This window comes from Scandinavium lactucae (assembly GCF_033843265.1).
Taxonomy (GTDB): Bacteria; Pseudomonadota; Gammaproteobacteria; order Enterobacterales; family Enterobacteriaceae; genus Scandinavium; species Scandinavium lactucae.
Window position 1 is genome coordinate 298900 of record NZ_JAWXRD010000002.1, and the last position, 15754, is coordinate 314653.

Here is a 15754-nt window from a genome sequence, read left to right on the forward strand (position 1 = left end):
TGTATTAACACATTATCCGGAGTGATTGTCGGCCTAATATATGACGGTTACGTGACAGAAATATTTCATTCAGATGACAGCCGTTTATTTTGCCGGCTGAGAGTCGCATAAGCACAAACAGTTCACAGGGACATTATTGCGCAACGCACTCCTGTTAGTTGCGCAATACATGACTGGCGTTAGTTCGGTAGATTATTTACTTTCAAGTGATACCCTCCCCGTTGGTAGTCGATATATTTATGTTTTTTTAACCACGCAACCACATTGAGAATGCTACTTCGTGACAACCCAGTACGCTCCTGAATATAGCTGAGAATATTGATGCGATGTTTTTGTTCATCCGGTAATTGATCCATCTCTTGCAGATACTGATAGACAACTGGCGGGGTACGCTGATTAACAATCTGTAAATCGCGATACACCATATAGGTAGTGTGATAAGTGGACAATTCAGCCACCGCACGCCATAAGTTTAACCGATCGATTTCTGAAATTACCCGAGATGCATCTATCCGTATCAGCGTACATTCTGTTTCCGCTCGTATTTGGTTGCTGCGGACAGGGAAAAACATTTCAGTAAAACCAAGCACATGTGGTTCACGGGTTGAGCCAAGCATTAGCCCGTCAGAAAGTCGTAAAACGGAGACTTCACCTTCAATCACCAGATAGATATAAGGCTTCTCGCGCGTCCCCCACCCTATTCTTTTTCGTGCAATGACATGTATTCGTTCGCCTAAAGGCTGTAGGGCGTTGATTAGAATGTTAATGGCTTCATCAGGACGTTTTGGTGGACCAATCACCATACATCACTCCTCTTTAACTTAAAAAAATAAAACTGCCAAATAAAAAAATAAGAAAGGCATTGTGCGAACAGGATGGTATAACATCTCAGACAAATTATTGTAACTAAAGAAATAAACATAAGTTTATTTTTGAATGGAAGCGATTTGTTTTTGCACAATATGCAAGAATCATCCGATGAGCGCGGACTGAGAATTAAATACTTGGGCGACATTAATGAAGCACATGTAATTTATGCGAAGCGCAAACCACCAGAGTTTAAGGAAGGGTCGGAGAAGAGATAGAAGAGCAAGCATCACTTAACTCAAATTTCACTACAGCTAACCTTCTCGTATTTTGTTACGAAACGCGGCTTAGGTTGAGTCTAATACTTGTTGTACATAGGGTTATTGTTTGTAAAATCGCCAATATGATTATTTCTATAACTAGTAGAGGGACTTATGAAACAGTACACCAATGAACTCACCGCCGAAATGCTGACAGCCTTTGACCAGTCACTATTCACAGCCGAACAGCTTGCGGAAATGAACGAAGAAGCGCGTAGCCTGATCAATGAAAGAAACGCATACAATCTCGCTCATCCAGTTACAGCAGCTTACCTGATCGCGACAGAGGGTAGCTTAACCCGCGACGGCGGAACTGTTTTCAGTGAATACAACGGGCAGCAGATCGAGCTTGAGAATGGTACGTTGGTTAATGTCTCTATCGTTGGTGATGAGGTTCGCTACCCTGATGGAACAACCGCGAAGATCACTACAGGTGTGGGTAATACTTCCGGCAAATCCGCCGCTCTTATCGGTAGCTTACTCGACAACGGCGACGAAATAATCAGTAGCCCGCAAGGGAGTGTCAGAAGAGCAGTCCGGGCCGGGGAAACGTTGCCGGCTAATTTTCTGAAATAAGGCGGCTACAATGGCATCAGTAAACAGAGGCTGCACCGTTCACGGTAAGAATGTTGGCCTTCATGGGGATAAAACCTCTACAGGCGCACAATGTATTGCCGCCCGTCCGGGTATGTCTGTCATGGGCAAGTGGAAACTTTACATTGGTGATAAGACTACCTCCTGCCCGAAATGCGGGAAGGTCGGAGTTATTGTCACCGGTGATCATCGGCACTCAAACGGCGTCGCTGTCGCTGTGGATGGCGCAGAGATCCGTTGTGGATGTCCACAAGGGACCAATTTTCTGATTGCTCCTGGCACTGTTGAGGTGAATACCCCTTCCTGGGCTACAGCACCTGTAGAGCCAGTGCAGCACGCGCAAGTAGCGAAGAAACATAACAGCTTTGCTGACACCTGCAAACCCGAAGATAACCCGTTATTGAACGGCGTTTACATCTGGACTGAAACCAAAAACGCAGGTCACGCTTTCGTTTCGGTGCACGAGAATAACAATGTCTATCTCTACACGTATGGTCGCTATGGCAGAACCAATCGTGGAGGCTTTACAGGAGATGGTGTTCTTAACTTCCTGCAAGATGAAGATGCAAGGGTTTACTATCGTTCTGAACTCTATGAGATGGGTGCTCGTGTTTTCCGCATAGACGATGCTGACCCGGTGAAGACAAGAGCGTTCTTCGAAGACCTATGGAACAGCAGTAAGCCAGCTATACAAACATCAAAAATGCCAGAGACAACAAGGAGGAGAGGCCATACCATTGATGAGTATGACGTTACTGGCAGCAACTGCACCACACATTCAGTTGCGGGGATTAAGTTTGCTGGCTCTACGGTATTTGAGCACGGTTACACTTCTACGACGACCCAACTACCTATTGAAGCCGAGGAAGATTTCACCGTTCCGGTATCGCTGCAAAGATTTCTCATTGCGAAGGGTGGAGACATGTCCTCAATGCTTGTCGTTGAGATGACCAGAGTATTCAAAGAGCAATACCCTAATTCAGGTAACTTACAACCATTCCAGGAAACTCCCGGCGGGGTAGTTCAGTATGTTGCAGCGGAAGGTGCAGCCACTGGTGATTCATTGTCTCCGTATTCCGGCGGCACTGTAGGTGGTGTATTAGGGGGATCTTATGGCGATGGCGAATAGAACTAAAACCGTTTTCCGATGGGGAGGGATTGTCATTGTATCGCTATGCTACTTTATCGCACTGGTGCTATCTACCTTCTCTTTTTCCGCATTCACCGAGAGTGAAAGTATGCGGTTTTCTGGCCCAATCCCATTAAAAGAGTACCAAGCTTCTATAGACTCGATCATGCAAGCCACTGATGGCGTTTTTACTGTCGCCCTTTTTGGCTTTGCGATCTGCGTGCCTCTCATCCTACTGATCTTTAAAAAGGTGAGATGATTTGGAGGACTGCTAATGATGACGAATAGAGCAAAGACTATCCTTCGATGGGGAGGCATTGCTTCAGTATTCGCCATCTACTCTATAGCCCTGACAATCCCAGTGCTTGATTTCGGGCTAACCTGGAAATACAACGTCCCCCCTTCAACAGGTCAGATGGAAGCCAATTTATGTGAAGCGATCATAGATGACTTATCGCGTTCAGTGGATAACCTCTTGATCACCGCATTTGTCGGTAGCGCCATTTGCCTTGTTTTGGTCCTGCTCATCTTCAAGAAAGTGAGATGACCGCCAAAGGCTGGGTAGCCCCAGCCTTTCCCCCTTCTTCCTGATTTTAAACATTAGAAGCCAATAAGCCTCGTTAGTGGTGACATGCTCCCCGTTGATTAATACACCGTTATGCCCTGCATTTCTTTAAAGGAATTCCACTAACTCAACTAACCTTTTAACGTCGACTCCTTTTCCGTATCGGTTATACGTGATCGTTGTGCTCGAGTGTCCGAGCACTTGAGAGGCAAACTGCTCACGTTGTAGCGGCGTAATGCCGCAACGAATGGTACTCAGGCAAACCATACTTACCCCTGAACCTCGTAAACCAGCGGCTGAAATAGTGACCATGACCATCGCTGCCAAAGTGCAAGGTTAATTCAGGGAACAAATGCCCTTTCCTGTCGTTGATGAAATCAAGTAGGCCAAGCGCTAACAGTTGAGAATGGATCGGTACAAATCGCCGTGAGCTGTCCGTTTTTATCGTCTGGTTAGGGTTTAAGTTATCGATACGGAAACACCAAATACCGTCAACTTTCATCACGTCATTTTGGTAAAGCTGGCAAATTTCATTCTGCCTCATACCGGTGAAGCGCTCGATTAAGATAACCCAGCGCTACCAATCCTTTACGCTATGTAAAGATATGTGCAACCGTTTCAAATCGTTGAGAGTATATGCTGGACGGCGATCCATCGCCGACGTGATTTCTTTTTACGCTCATCCCTTCAAACGGGTTGCGCATATCTTCATCTGTGCGTGTAGCAAGCCATTTGAAAAATGCTGAGTTCTTCTTGATGTAGCGATTTCTGGTGGAGGCTGAACCTTCTAAGCTATCGACAAACGCAGCAGCACTACGCTTACTAAACGGTTCTTTCGTGGCAGCAAGATACGCCTTCACGCACCTGTTGATCGTCAAAATCTCGCGTTCACCCACCGCTCCCTTTTTAGCAGTGATGTACTTCTCAAGTTCTCTCCTGAGATCCGGAAATAATTGCCTCTTCTTTTTCACCAGGTCAGAAGCAGCCGCAGCAGAAGATGAGTGTGCCGGGATGGCCTGTGGAACACAGGCGAAAGGCTGTGAGGTGATGTATTGCTCTGCACTCTTCATAGCTTCACGCTTTGAACGTATACGCAGAGAAATGCGAATCTCGCGCCGTCTCCGAGGTGTTGAATAAACTCTGCGGTAGTACCAGATCCCATGACGGGAAAGCATCAGATGTGACATTGATTAGCCTTCTAAGTGATACACAAAAGTTGTACCACCAGCGGATCAATGCAAAGAAATGAGATTTTTAGCTATAAAAATCAGAGGGAAAGCAGAAATGGGTGGGGGCCCTGCCAGCTACATCCCGGCACACACGTCGTCTGCCCTGGCTGCTTCCTTCCGGATCTGACCTGGTGAACAGAGTAGCGTTGCGGGAGAACCAACAGAGCCCCCATTGAGAGCGTTATTTCTAACGCGCAGGCGCATTATCCCTGCGCTGCCCGGCAATTGCAACCCAAGGCTGTCCGGATGCTGGTTTATTGTGCGACCAGACTTTTCCCATGCCTATCCACACCACCGATTTCTATTATTGCGAACTTGCTCGCAGCAAATTGTGCCGCAGCGTCCAGACTGTTTTGATACCCACGGACAACCGTCTTTCTTCACCTTCAGGGGTCAACAATGATCAAATCACTGCCTTTGACACATACTCTGCCAATGCCCGCTATTGCTGAAGTGACTCTGCCCCATCAGGGCCTGAACTACTTGCGCCCAAATGTTATCCTCGATTTTGTCAGTATCAATCCCAATGCATTGCTGTTTGTGACACCCGTGGCAGTGCTGTTCGCCTCACTAGGCGTGCTTGGACACGTTCCGCTACGCAGGATCCCGGTCGCGGCATCAGGCCGCGTGATCTATCCCATCAGTACGATGATCCTGCCAGAACTGCGCGGGAAGCTGATTATTAATACGGCATCAAGAAAACTGAAATTCCTCGAGAACCAGGTGGTAAAACCCGACGAATTTGCCCCAAGCACCTCGCAGGTGATTGGTCTGGCCCTGGAATTTACCTTCCAGCAGCCGGAGTAACGCCAGCCTTCACATCGCGCAAGGCGTCGCTTATCCTGTGCTTTTCCCCGTTGGAAAGCACTATGGAACCTGTTGATTCATTCCCGCACCGGGTATGGCAAATTGTGGCCGCTATCCCGGAAGGGACAGTGACGACCTATGGCGACGTCGCGAGGTTGGCCGGTTCACCACGAGCAGCCCGTCAGGTTGGGGGCGTACTGAAACGTTTACCCGAAGGCTCAGCGTTGCCGTGGCATCGGGTGGTGAATCGTCATGGGAATATCTCCCTCACCGGGCCTGATCTTCAGCGTCAGCGCCAGGCCTTGCTGTCAGAAGGTGTACAGGTGTCGGGGAGTGGGAAAATCGATATGCAGCGCTATCGCTGGAATTACTGATTCCCTCCTCCTAACGGAGGAGGGAACGTCGACGTTATGGGATTTGCGTCGGCGCAGAGTCCGCAGAAGACGGACTCACCTGAGTTGGAGACGTTGATGGCACCGTCGTCGCCGCACCACCCCCTGTCGCCATCGGCATCGCAGTTTGCTGCACCGGAACCAGCGTCAGGTCGGCTTTGGTTCCGCCGTTGTTGATAACAGGCTGAACCGTATCGGTAATAAACACCAGTTTATCGTTGATGGTTACTGCCGCACTCAGCAAGATCCTCGCATTAGGCTGGATATCTGCCGGGTTATACGGCAACACGAAGCTGAACGGGGCCTGTTTACCTTCGGTACGCGTCACTTTCTGCGAGATGACCTTAGACGGTGCGTCCGCCAAAGAGGCATCAGACAGCGTGACCGTCAGCACGGCATCCGGTGGCAGAGCCACTTTCTGGCGGATCCACGCCGTACCGGAAACGTTAGGTTGCTGAATTACCGGCTGTGTGGCCTCAGAGGGGTTCGGGCTGGGTGCCGGTGTCTTGATATCAGCACTTCTATCAGCGCAGGCAGACAGTGCAACCGCAACCGCTAAACCACTTAACATGTGCACGACTTTCATTATGTTCTCCTTATCATCCATGCACTCGCGGGATTTTATCCCGCAAGAGTGTGTAGTTGAAACATTTGCGACTTGGTAAGTGTGGCACAGATCTCAGATATTTGCCTGTAATCGGGCCGTTATTCAGATAATTGCACCCATCGGACCACTTCGTATTCTGCGTTATACTGTGGCTATTCCCGCGCCACGCCGCGGTCTTTTTATCTTTGAGGACATTTATGAGTCAGGCTCTCTCTAATCTGCTAACCCTGTTAAATCTGGAAAAAATTGAAGAGGGATTGTTCCGCGGCCAGAGTGAGGATCTGGGCTTACGTCAGGTATTTGGCGGTCAGGTGGTGGGTCAGGCGCTGTATGCTGCCAAAGAAACCGTCCCGGTCGACAGACTGGTTCACTCTTTCCACAGCTATTTCCTGCGCCCTGGCGACAGCCAGAAACCCATTGTCTACGACGTGGAAGTGCTGCGCGACGGCAACAGTTTTAGCGCTCGTCGGGTGGCGGCCATTCAGAACGGCAAGCCAATTTTTTATATGACCGCCTCGTTCCAGGCCCCCGAATCGGGTTATGAACATCAGAAACCGATGCCGGTCGCCCCTGCCCCGGACGGTCTGCGGTCGGAAACCGATATCGCCCGCCAGTTGGCGCATCTGCTGCCCCCGCAGGCAAAAGAAAAGTTTCTCTGTGACAAACCGCTGGAGATCCGTCCGGTAGAGTTCCATAACCCGCTGCAAGGCCATGTGGCTGAACCGAAACGCCAGGTCTGGATCCGCGCCAACGGCACGGTGGCCGATGATTTCCGTGTGCACCAGTATCTGCTGGGCTACGCCTCAGACTTTAACTTCCTCCCGGTGGCGCTTCAGCCGCACGGCGTTGGGTTCCTTGAGAAAGGGATGCAGGTGGCAACTATCGATCATTCGATGTGGTTCCACCGCCCGTTCAATATGAATGAGTGGCTGCTGTACAGCGTGGAGAGCACCTCGGCATCCAGCGCTCGCGGCTTTGTGCGCGGTGAGTTTTATACTCAGGATGGCGTGCTGGTGGCTTCAACGGTTCAGGAAGGCGTGATGCGTAATCGCAACTAAGATTGGTAAGGCCTGATGCCCTCACCCCAAGCCCTCTCCCACCGGGAGAGGGTGCAAACACTAAAACGGCAACCAGAGTTGCCGTTTGCTTACTATCACGCGTTATACGCATTCTCGCCGTGGCTGTTGACGTCCAGACCTTCGCGCTCCTGCTCTTCCGGAACACGCAGGCCTACGGTCAGGTCAGCCAGTTTGTAGCCGATGAAGGCCACCACGCCAGACCAGACAATCGTCAGACCGATACTTTCCAGTTGCACCAGAACCTGATGGCTCATGGTCACGCCTTCGGCATAACCGACGCCACCCAGTGACGTGGAGGCGAAGATCCCGGTCAGAATACAGCCGACAATTCCGCACACGCCGTGCACGCCGAACACATCGCAAGGATCATCCACGCGCAGCCAGCGTTTCAGGGCAGTGACGCCCCACAGCCCCGCCAGACCCGCCGCGATACCGACGATCAGGGAACCGCCCACGCCGATGTAACCACAGGCCGGAGTGACCGCGACCAACCCCGCAATCGCGCCGGAACAGGCACCCAGCAGAGACGGTTTACCTCGTACCGCCCACTCGCCGAAGACCCAGGCCAGGATGGCGGCTGCGGTAGCCACCACGGTATTAACGAACGCCAGCGCAGCAATTTCATTGGCAGCGCTTGCTGAACCGGCGTTAAAGCCAAACCAGCCGACATACAGAATAGCGGTGCCGGTGAAGACCATTGGCAAGTTATGCGGTTTGAACGCTTCTTTGCCAAAGCCCACGCGTTTGCCAATCAGGTATGCACCCACCAGGCCTGCGACGGCGGCGTTGATGTGAACCACCGTCCCGCCCGCGAAGTCCAGCGCGCCATGCGTGGCCAGCAAACCGCCACCCCATACCATGTGCGCGATCGGCACGTAGGAGAAGGTCATCCACACCACCACGAAAATCAGTACCGCGGAGAAGCGAATACGTTCCGCCAGCGAGCCGACAATCAGGCCTACGGTGATACAGGCGAACGAGCCCTGGAAGGCTACGTGAATGTACTGATAGAAGGTGCCCATCAGCGCTTTCAGTTCGATGCCTTTCAACAGCACCCAGTCGAAACTGCCGAAGAAGCTCCCGCCGGTGCCGAACGCCAGGGTGTAGCCGTAAACCACCCACAGCACGCACACCAGTGCGAAGGTGACGGTGACCTGCGTCAGCATCGACAGCACGTTTTTCCCCCGGATCAGACCGCCGTAAAACAGGGCGATGCCGGGGATACTCATAAACAGCACCAGCGCGGTGCTGATCATCATAAAGGCGTTGTCGGCTTTATCGGCCACCGCAGGTGCCGCCAGAGCCAGTCCCGGCAGCAGGGCCAGAACACCAGGGGCAATTTTCAGCAGTATTTTGTTCATTTTTTCGATCCCTATCACTGTGTGCCAGGAGTTACAGAGCCGCTTCGTCGGCTTCGCCGGTACGAATACGAATGACCCGTTGCAGCTCGGCGACAAAGATTTTGCCGTCGCCAATTTTGCCGGTGTACGCCGCTTTACTGATCACGTCGATCACTTCATCAAGTTGATCGTCGGCGATCGCCACATCGATTTTCACCTTCGGCAGAAAGTTGACGCTATATTCTGCCCCGCGGTATAGCTCGGCATGGCCTTTTTGACGCCCGAAGCCTTTCACTTCGGTAACGGTCAGCCCCTGAATACCAATGGAAGACAGCGCTTCACGAACGTCTTCGAGTTTGAATGGTTTAATCACCACGGTAACGAGCTTCATAGATCCCCTCCAGTCAGAATTCGGTAATGGCGGCAGCTAACACAGAGGAGATAAAGCAATCGGCATGCCAGAAGTAAAAAACTGGCGTCATTCAGAGCGTTCTGGCTTTTTGTGTGGGGCGCAGAGCCGGATCATATGAAGAAAGAAAAAATCAGAGAGGGGTCGCAAAATAAAAACGCACCAAGGCAGTGCAAGGTGCGTTTTATTTTTGCACCAGCTCGCGGCTGGCATCAGTAAATTGCTTAATGATGGTGCATCAGGCGATAAGCGATTCTTCTTCGATGCTCGCCGCCAACTCCTCCCCGGCCAGCTGGAGTTGATACATCTGCCAGTAACGGCCTTGCGCTTCAAGTAGTTGCTGATGGGTGCCGCGTTCCACCGCCTGACCCCGATGCAGCACCAGGATGGTATCCGCATCGACAATGGTCGACAGGCGGTGAGCAATGACCACCAACGTAGTGCGCTGGCGAACCAGCGCTAGCGCCTGCTGAATCGCCTGCTCGGTGCCGGAATCGATATTGGCGGTAGCTTCGTCGAGGATCAAAATTTGCGGCGTATCGACCAGCACACGTGCCAGCGCCAGGAGCTGTTTCTGCCCAACAGAAAGGTTATTGCCCTGCTCACCGAGCCGGGTATAAATCCCGTCAGCCATGCCGCGCGCCAGGTCCGCAAGCTGTACGGTTTCCAGCGCCTGCCAGACCTGTTCTTCGCTGATATCGCGCCCCAGCGTGACGTTGGCAAAGAACGATTCGGCCAACACCACCGGGTCCTGTTGCACCATCGCCACCCCCTGACGCAGCACGCTATGGCTGAGCGAGGAGAGCGGTCGGCCATCAAGGCGAATTTCACCCTGGCTCAGCGGGTAGTAGCCCATCAGCAGGCTGGCGAGGGTGCTTTTACCACTGCCGGTATGCCCGACCAGCGCCACAAAGTTACGCGACGGTACGCTGAGCTGTATATCTTCCAGCACCAGCCGATCGCCACGATAGGCGAATGAAACATTATCCACGTCAATGGCCCCGCTTTGCAGCGGTCGTGGGTCGTCACCGTAGGTCTGGCGCGGCTTGTCCATCAACTCGAACACACGCTCGCCCGCCACCACCGCCTGTTGCAGCATCGACTGCTGGGTGGTGAGTTCAATCAATGGTTCGTTCAAGCGCCCGAGATAACTGATAAAAGCATACAGCACCCCGACTTCAATCGTGCCGGTGGTGCTCAGGCCGAACAGCATCAGCAGGCCGCAGAGGATCAGGGAGGAAAACAGGCTCAGCAGTGGGCGCAGCAGAAAACCGTCCAGGCGCAGGGTCTGCATCCGCGCCATATAATGCGAGCGGCTTGCCTCCCCCATTCTTTCGCCGAAACGGGCCTGCTGGCGGAACTGCTGGATTACGCTCATCCCGTTGATCACTTCGTTGAAGCCGTCATTGATGTCTGCCAGGTAAGCTCGCACCCGGCGTACAATCGGCGTGCTGTAACGCTGATAGATAACCATCACCACGGTCACTGCGGGGAAGATGGCAATCGCCACCAGCGCCATCCGCCAGTCGAGACTGAACATCGCCACCAGCATGGCGCTAATCAACGCCGCGCTGCGCAGCACCGTGGAAACCACGGTCACGTACAGATCACGGATAACCTCGGTATCGTTGGTAACGCGGGAAATTAACTGCCCCACCGGCTGAACGTCAAACTCGCTGAGCGGCTGGCGCAGTGCGGCATCCATCACATCGGTGCGCAGCTGTTGCACCACGCCGACCGCGGCCCGATTGAACAACAGCGACTGCACATAATGCAGCGAAGCCGCCAGCAGCTGGAGCCCGATATAGGCTGCCGCCAGACCCACAACAATGCCCCAAGGGAGATAGCTTTTCGCCACCATGTTGTCGATGAAATAGCTGATCAGCAGTGGGCCGGTAACTTCCGCCGCCGCGGCCACCCACATGATCAACATGCCTATCGTCAGCGGTTTGCGCCATGGTGAACCATAAGCAAGCAGGCGTTTAAGCGTCGGCCACAGCTGTCCAAAATTACGCATCAGTGTCCTCCTCCCGCGGTTCTTCTGGTACATCATCGAGCGCCGCCTCCAGCTGCTGATAGCGATACATGTCGCGATACCAGCCCGGCTGCGTCGCCAGCTGTTCATGTTCCCCGCGCTGGGCGATGTGTCCGTGCTGCATGACGATAATTTCACTGGCTTCGGTCAGGGCCGACAGGCGGTGCGCGCTGATGATAACCGTGCGTCCTTCGCCCCACTGGCGCAGGTTATGCAGGATTTGGTGTTCGGTGCGTCCGTCCACCGCGGACAACGCATCGTCGAGGATCAGGATTTCAGCATCCAGCAGCAGTGCGCGGGCGATTGAAAGCCGCTGCTTCTGTCCACCGGAGAGCATCACCCCGCGTTCGCCCACTTCGGTATCATAGCCCTGCGGCAGACGCAGAATGTCCTCATGTACGCTGGCAAGCCTGGCGACATGTTCAATCTCTTCCTGCGTCGCCCCCGGTTTGCCGAGCGCAATGTTGCTCGCCACGGTATCGGAGAACAGGAAAGGCGTCTGGTTGACCACCGCCAGGCGGCTGCGCCAGCCGTCAAGCTGGAGCGCGGTCAGCGGAATATCCTGAAATCGAATATCGCCCTGCGTGACATCGAAGTGACGTTGAATGAGTGACAACACCGTAGTTTTCCCGGCCCCCGTTGGGCCACAAATGCCCAGCATCTGTCCCGGTGCGAGTCTGAACTGCACGTTGGTCAGCGTCGCCTTTTCAGTTTGCGGATAATTAAATTCACGGATATTCACCGCCAGACTGCCGCGCTCCGGGGCCAGTATCTGCGTACCGTCGTTAACCACCGGCGCTTCTGCCAGCATCGCGCGGATGCGGCTGTAGGCCGCACTGCCACGCTCGACGATATTGAACATCCACGCCAGCGCCAGCATTGGCCAAATCATCAGCCCAAGATACATCATGAAGCTGGTGAGCTGGCCGAGGGTCAAGCTACCGTGAACCACCATCCAGCTCCCGCCGCCAATCGCCAGCAGGTTAGCCATGCCGATGGCGATATAAATGGTAGGGTCGAAACGCGCGTCCACCCGTGCCACACGCATGTTTTTCGCACCGGTGTCCGCCGCTTCGGCGGCAAACTGCGCCGACTGCCGGTCTTCCAGGCCGAAGGCTTTGATCATCCGGATACTGGTCAGGCTTTCCTGAGTGCGATCGTTCAGGCCAGAGAATGCCGCCTGCGCCAGCTTGAAGCGCTCATGCAGCGTGTCGCCGTTACGTTTAATCACAATTGCCATAATCGGCATCGGCACCAGCGCCAGCAGCGTCAGCTCCCAGCTAATCTGAGTCGACATCACAATCAGCACCGCACACCCCATCACCAGCGAATCCACCAGCGTCAGTACGCCTTCCCCGGCGGCAAACACTACCCGATCGACGTCATTGGTGGCACGGGCAATCAAATCCCCGGTACGGTGACGCAAATAGAATTCAGGATGCTGACGGCTGAGCTGGCGATAATAATCTTCGCGGAGTTCAACCGCGAGTTGATAGGACGCGCCGAACAACAGCACGCGCCAGACGTAGCGCAGCAGATAGACCACCACCGCAATCAGCGCCAGCGTCGCCACCCACATCATAATTCGCGTAGTGGTGTAATGCTGTTGCGTCACGCCGTCCACCACGTAGCCCACCACTTTCGGCGGGATCAGCTGCAGAATGGCAATAATGATAAGCAGCAGGACCGCTCCGAAATAGCGACGCCATTCCCGGCGGAAGTACCAGCTGAGTTGAGCAAATAATCGCACGCAGAAATACCCAGAGAATTAAGCCTGGACGAGCAGGCGTTATTGTTGCAGCCCATTTGGGTCCGTACAGCGCGGAACAACCGGAGCGTACATGAAGTACGTGAGGGTTGTGAGCACTGCACGGGCCCAAAGGGGCAAATAAAATAGCCTGGCGGTCAGAGCTTACTCGACCGGCAGCGCGGTGGTGTACTTAATCTGTTCCATCGCAAAACTCGACGTCACGTCAGATAAACCCGGCACGCTGTTAACCAGTCGTTTGTAAAAGTCGTCGTAGCGTTTCATATCCGCTACCTGAACCCGCAACAGATAGTCGTACTCGCCTGCCATGCGCCAGAAGCCCAGCACTTCGGGCATTTGCGTCACCTGAGACACAAAGCGGCTGTACCATTCGCTGCTGTGATGCTGGGTTTTGATCAGCACAAATGCCGTCAGCCCGAGCCCGAGTTTTTCCGCATCCAGCAGCGCCACCCTCGCGCGTAAAATGCCGTCGTCTTCGAGGCGTTTCAGGCGCTTCCAGCAGGGTGTGGTGGTCAGATTAACGGCATCGGCCAGCGCCTGCAAAGAGAGGGTGCAATCCTCCTGCAGCAACGCCAGCAGCTTACGGTCAATTTTATCTATCATTCGCCACTCGCAGAGAAATTTTTTCTCCGGTAAGTGTATTGCAAAGGTCAAATAGCAACAATTTTTTCCGTGCTTTCCGCTAAGCTAGGCACAAAATGACAAACGGAAAGTAATGATGAATAGCGCATGGGTAAAACACGCGATCAGTGAAATTAACGCCGACTACCAGCGTTCGGCTGACACGCACCTGATTCGTCTGATGCTGCCAGCCTTCCCCGGCATTCAGCTGTATCTGAAAGATGAAAGTACACACCCGACCGGAAGCCTCAAGCACCGCCTGGCGCGCTCGCTTTTTTTGTACGGCTTATGCAACGGCTGGATCAAAGAAGGCACCACGATCATTGAATCCTCGTCGGGATCGACGGCGGTATCAGAGGCCTATTTTGCCCGCCTGCTCGGCCTGCCATTTATCGCGGTAATGCCTTCCTGCACCGCGAAACGCAAAATTGAGCAGATTGAATTTTACGGCGGTCGCTGTCACTTCGTGGAAAGCGCCTGCGAAATTTATGAGGCCTCTGAAATGCTGGCCCGCGAGCTGAACGGCCATTATATGGATCAGTTCACCTTCGCCGAACGCGCTACCGACTGGCGCGGCAATAACAATATCGCCGACAGCATTTTCCGTCAGATGCAGCACGAGCCAAACCCGGTTCCGGCGCATATCGTGATGAGCGCGGGCACTGGCGGCACCTCTGCCACCATCGGGCGCTACATTCGCTGTCAGGGGTTTGACACGCAGTTAACGGTGGTTGATCCGCAGAACTCGGTGTTTATGGACTTCTGGCAGCAGCGCGACAGTACGTTGCGCAGCCCGGTGGGCAGCAAAATTGAAGGGATCGGTCGCCCGCGCGTCGAGCCGTCGTTTATTCCTGACGTGGTCGACAACATGCTACGCGTTCCGGATGCCGCGAGCGTCGCCACTGCACACTGGCTGGAAACTCAGCTTGGCCGTAAGGTGGGCGCTTCAACGGGCACCAATATGTGGGGAGCGTTGCAGCTGGCCGCGCAGATGTGCAGCGCCGGCCAAACCGGCTCAATTGTGACACTGCTGTGCGACAGCGGCGAACGCTATCTGGAAACCTACTACAACCCGCAGTGGGTCGCGGCCAACATCGGTGAACTGGCACCGTGGCAGTCGGCGCTGGCCGACATGCTGAGCTAGTTTCGCTGCAGAAAAGAAAAAAGCCAGACATCACAGGATGCCTGGCTCGCTGGAAGGGTCTCATTCATTCGGGGGAATAAGGGAGATGTGGGGTATCCAGCCAATGCGTTAAAAAGTGGGATACTGCCTGATTCTGGCAGTGTCCGATAACCGGTAGGTGCGGTAACGCCGCTTTCAACTGCGGCATGGCGTTGCCCATGATCAGCCCTTTGCCAACCGATCCCAACATTTCGCTGTCGTTCATCGCATCACCAAATGCCATGCAGTCCGCCAAAGTCATACCCAGATGTTGGCTCAGGGTCGACAGCGCCGCGCCTTTATTACAGCCCACCGGCAGCACTTCCAGGCACTCCACCGCCGAGAAGGTGAGATGGGCGCGAGCGCCTAACGCATCATTGAGCTGAATGCGCAGACGGCTGAGATCGTGGTGATCGCCGCAGAAGCAGATCTTGGTGACCTCGTGCGCAGGCAAACGTTTGAAATCACACAGCTGATAGCGGAAACCGCTGTAGACGTGGGCATGCAGTATTTCGGGAATATCCCTGTCCGTCAGCCAGCCGCGGTCGTTAAAGACATGCATGCTGGCCCGGGTGTCCCAGCGGCTGTGGAGCACAAGGTCCGCTACTTCTGGATCTAAATCGCTGCGGTGCAGAACATCCCCTTCCAGAGAGTGAATGCGCGTCCCGTTTCCGGTTATCAGGAATGCATCCAGCGAGAGGTTGCCAATTAAATGACGCATCTCAAGGACATGACGACCGGTAGCAAACGTCAGGGTAATGTCCCGCTCATGCAGGCGCTTTAAGGTGCTCAGCGTTTGCTCACCCAGGCGATGGTCGGGCATTAATAATGTCCCGTCCATATCAAATGCAGCCAGTCTTGCCATGTTCTTCCCCGGAAGTGTGATGAGA

Annotated in this window: 16 protein-coding genes and 1 other RNA gene; 7 read left to right on the forward strand and 10 right to left on the reverse strand. The window is 53.7% G+C overall.

The window, feature by feature from the left end; genetic code table 11:
* Positions 1–179 precede the first annotated feature (179 nt).
* Complete coding sequence (locus tag SIK69_RS03370; protein ID WP_319626725.1) at positions 180–803, reverse strand: helix-turn-helix domain-containing protein; 624 nt, start codon at positions 801–803, stop codon at positions 180–182.
* Positions 804–1241: 438 nt separating this feature from the next.
* Here SIK69_RS03370 and SIK69_RS03375 point away from each other — a divergent pair, with 438 nt between their 5' ends.
* The 3 genes from SIK69_RS03375 (at position 1242) to SIK69_RS03385 (ending at position 3397) form a co-directional block, all read left to right on the forward strand.
* Entirely contained in the window at positions 1242–1703 is a 462-nt protein-coding gene (locus SIK69_RS03375; protein WP_319785407.1) for a hypothetical protein, read from the forward strand.
* Between the two features lie 10 nt (positions 1704–1713).
* Positions 1714–2850 (forward strand): PAAR domain-containing protein, encoded by a 1137-nt coding sequence (locus SIK69_RS03380; RefSeq protein WP_319785408.1) that lies wholly within the window; start codon positions 1714–1716, stop codon positions 2848–2850.
* A 274-nt stretch (positions 2851–3124) separates the two neighbouring features.
* Positions 3125–3397 carry a hypothetical protein gene (locus SIK69_RS03385; RefSeq protein WP_319785409.1) on the forward strand — a complete coding sequence of 91 codons (273 nt, stop codon included), beginning with the start codon at positions 3125–3127 and terminating at the stop codon, positions 3395–3397.
* 611 nt (positions 3398–4008) lie between these two features.
* On the opposite strand, the gene SIK69_RS03390 is transcribed toward SIK69_RS03385, so the two are convergent.
* Positions 4009–4485, reverse strand: coding sequence for a hypothetical protein (locus SIK69_RS03390; RefSeq protein ID WP_319785410.1), 477 nt, complete (start codon positions 4483–4485; stop codon positions 4009–4011).
* Between the two features lie 225 nt (positions 4486–4710).
* An RNA gene (gene ffs / locus SIK69_RS03395) (signal recognition particle sRNA small type) lies at positions 4711–4807 on the reverse strand.
* A 236-nt stretch (positions 4808–5043) separates the two neighbouring features.
* Here ffs and SIK69_RS03400 point away from each other — a divergent pair.
* Both SIK69_RS03400 and SIK69_RS03405 read left to right on the forward strand, forming a co-directional pair.
* Positions 5044–5451 carry a dTDP-glucose pyrophosphorylase gene (locus tag SIK69_RS03400; RefSeq protein ID WP_319785411.1) on the forward strand — a complete coding sequence of 136 codons (408 nt, stop codon included), beginning with the start codon at positions 5044–5046 and terminating at the stop codon, positions 5449–5451.
* A 62-nt stretch (positions 5452–5513) separates the two neighbouring features.
* Positions 5514–5825 carry an MGMT family protein gene (locus SIK69_RS03405; RefSeq protein WP_319626723.1) on the forward strand — a complete coding sequence of 104 codons (312 nt, stop codon included), beginning with the start codon at positions 5514–5516 and terminating at the stop codon, positions 5823–5825.
* Positions 5826–5859: 34 nt separating this feature from the next.
* Here SIK69_RS03405 and SIK69_RS03410 read toward each other — a convergent pair whose 3' ends face one another.
* Positions 5860–6429 carry a YbaY family lipoprotein gene (locus SIK69_RS03410; RefSeq protein ID WP_319626722.1) on the reverse strand — a complete coding sequence of 190 codons (570 nt, stop codon included), beginning with the start codon at positions 6427–6429 and terminating at the stop codon, positions 5860–5862.
* A 218-nt stretch (positions 6430–6647) separates the two neighbouring features.
* On the opposite strand from SIK69_RS03410, the gene tesB reads away from it, so the two are divergent.
* Positions 6648–7508 (forward strand): acyl-CoA thioesterase II, encoded by an 861-nt coding sequence (gene tesB, locus SIK69_RS03415; RefSeq protein WP_319626721.1) that lies wholly within the window; start codon positions 6648–6650, stop codon positions 7506–7508.
* A 95-nt stretch (positions 7509–7603) separates the two neighbouring features.
* On the opposite strand, the gene amtB is transcribed toward tesB, so the two are convergent.
* The 5 genes from amtB to SIK69_RS03440 all read right to left on the reverse strand — a co-directional run bounded on the left by amtB (position 7604) and on the right by SIK69_RS03440 (position 13684).
* Positions 7604–8890: an ammonium transporter AmtB gene (gene amtB / locus SIK69_RS03420; RefSeq protein ID WP_319626720.1), complete on the reverse strand. Its 1287-nt coding sequence runs from the start codon at positions 8888–8890 to the stop codon at positions 7604–7606.
* A 31-nt stretch (positions 8891–8921) separates the two neighbouring features.
* Complete coding sequence (glnK, locus tag SIK69_RS03425; RefSeq protein WP_002891893.1) at positions 8922–9260, reverse strand: P-II family nitrogen regulator; 339 nt, start codon at positions 9258–9260, stop codon at positions 8922–8924.
* 256 nt (positions 9261–9516) lie between these two features.
* Complete coding sequence (locus SIK69_RS03430) at positions 9517–11295, reverse strand: SmdB family multidrug efflux ABC transporter permease/ATP-binding protein (RefSeq protein WP_319626719.1); 1779 nt, start codon at positions 11293–11295, stop codon at positions 9517–9519.
* Positions 11288–13063, reverse strand: coding sequence for a SmdA family multidrug ABC transporter permease/ATP-binding protein (locus SIK69_RS03435; RefSeq protein WP_319626718.1), 1776 nt, complete (start codon positions 13061–13063; stop codon positions 11288–11290). Before SIK69_RS03435 ends, SIK69_RS03430 begins: the two co-directional genes overlap by 8 nt.
* 162 nt (positions 13064–13225) lie before the next feature.
* Positions 13226–13684 (reverse strand): Lrp/AsnC family transcriptional regulator, encoded by a 459-nt coding sequence (locus SIK69_RS03440; protein WP_319626717.1) that lies wholly within the window; start codon positions 13682–13684, stop codon positions 13226–13228.
* Positions 13685–13799: 115 nt separating this feature from the next.
* Between SIK69_RS03440 and SIK69_RS03445 the strand changes: the two genes are divergently transcribed.
* Positions 13800–14846 carry a PLP-dependent cysteine synthase family protein gene (locus SIK69_RS03445; RefSeq protein ID WP_319785495.1) on the forward strand — a complete coding sequence of 349 codons (1047 nt, stop codon included), beginning with the start codon at positions 13800–13802 and terminating at the stop codon, positions 14844–14846.
* Between the two features lie 64 nt (positions 14847–14910).
* Here the strand turns inward: SIK69_RS03445 and cof are convergent, their stop codons facing one another.
* Positions 14911–15729 carry an HMP-PP phosphatase gene (cof, locus tag SIK69_RS03450; RefSeq protein WP_319626715.1) on the reverse strand — a complete coding sequence of 273 codons (819 nt, stop codon included), beginning with the start codon at positions 15727–15729 and terminating at the stop codon, positions 14911–14913.
* Between the last annotated feature and the right edge of the window lie 25 nt (positions 15730–15754).

What these genes read in the sequence shown, in the direction of transcription:
- SIK69_RS03370 (WP_319626725.1), bottom strand. Translation starts at nt 803, where the DNA reads ATGGTGATTGGTCCACCAAAACGTCCTGATGAAGCCATTAACATTCTA.
- SIK69_RS03375 (WP_319785407.1), top strand. Translation starts at nt 1,242, where the DNA reads ATGAAACAGTACACCAATGAACTCACCGCCGAAATGCTGACAGCCTTT.
- SIK69_RS03380 (WP_319785408.1), top strand. Translation starts at nt 1,714, where the DNA reads ATGGCATCAGTAAACAGAGGCTGCACCGTTCACGGTAAGAATGTTGGC.
- SIK69_RS03385 (WP_319785409.1), top strand. Translation starts at nt 3,125, where the DNA reads ATGATGACGAATAGAGCAAAGACTATCCTTCGATGGGGAGGCATTGCT.
- SIK69_RS03390 (WP_319785410.1), bottom strand. Translation starts at nt 4,485, where the DNA reads ATGAAGAGTGCAGAGCAATACATCACCTCACAGCCTTTCGCCTGTGTT.
- SIK69_RS03400 (WP_319785411.1), top strand. Translation starts at nt 5,044, where the DNA reads ATGATCAAATCACTGCCTTTGACACATACTCTGCCAATGCCCGCTATT.
- SIK69_RS03405 (WP_319626723.1), top strand. Translation starts at nt 5,514, where the DNA reads ATGGAACCTGTTGATTCATTCCCGCACCGGGTATGGCAAATTGTGGCC.
- SIK69_RS03410 (WP_319626722.1), bottom strand. Translation starts at nt 6,429, where the DNA reads ATGAAAGTCGTGCACATGTTAAGTGGTTTAGCGGTTGCGGTTGCACTG.
- tesB (WP_319626721.1), top strand. Translation starts at nt 6,648, where the DNA reads ATGAGTCAGGCTCTCTCTAATCTGCTAACCCTGTTAAATCTGGAAAAA.
- amtB (WP_319626720.1), bottom strand. Translation starts at nt 8,890, where the DNA reads ATGAACAAAATACTGCTGAAAATTGCCCCTGGTGTTCTGGCCCTGCTG.
- glnK (WP_002891893.1), bottom strand. Translation starts at nt 9,260, where the DNA reads ATGAAGCTCGTTACCGTGGTGATTAAACCATTCAAACTCGAAGACGTT.
- SIK69_RS03430 (WP_319626719.1), bottom strand. Translation starts at nt 11,295, where the DNA reads ATGCGTAATTTTGGACAGCTGTGGCCGACGCTTAAACGCCTGCTTGCT.
- SIK69_RS03440 (WP_319626717.1), bottom strand. Translation starts at nt 13,684, where the DNA reads ATGATAGATAAAATTGACCGTAAGCTGCTGGCGTTGCTGCAGGAGGAT.
- SIK69_RS03445 (WP_319785495.1), top strand. Translation starts at nt 13,800, where the DNA reads ATGAATAGCGCATGGGTAAAACACGCGATCAGTGAAATTAACGCCGAC.
- cof (WP_319626715.1), bottom strand. Translation starts at nt 15,729, where the DNA reads ATGGCAAGACTGGCTGCATTTGATATGGACGGGACATTATTAATGCCC.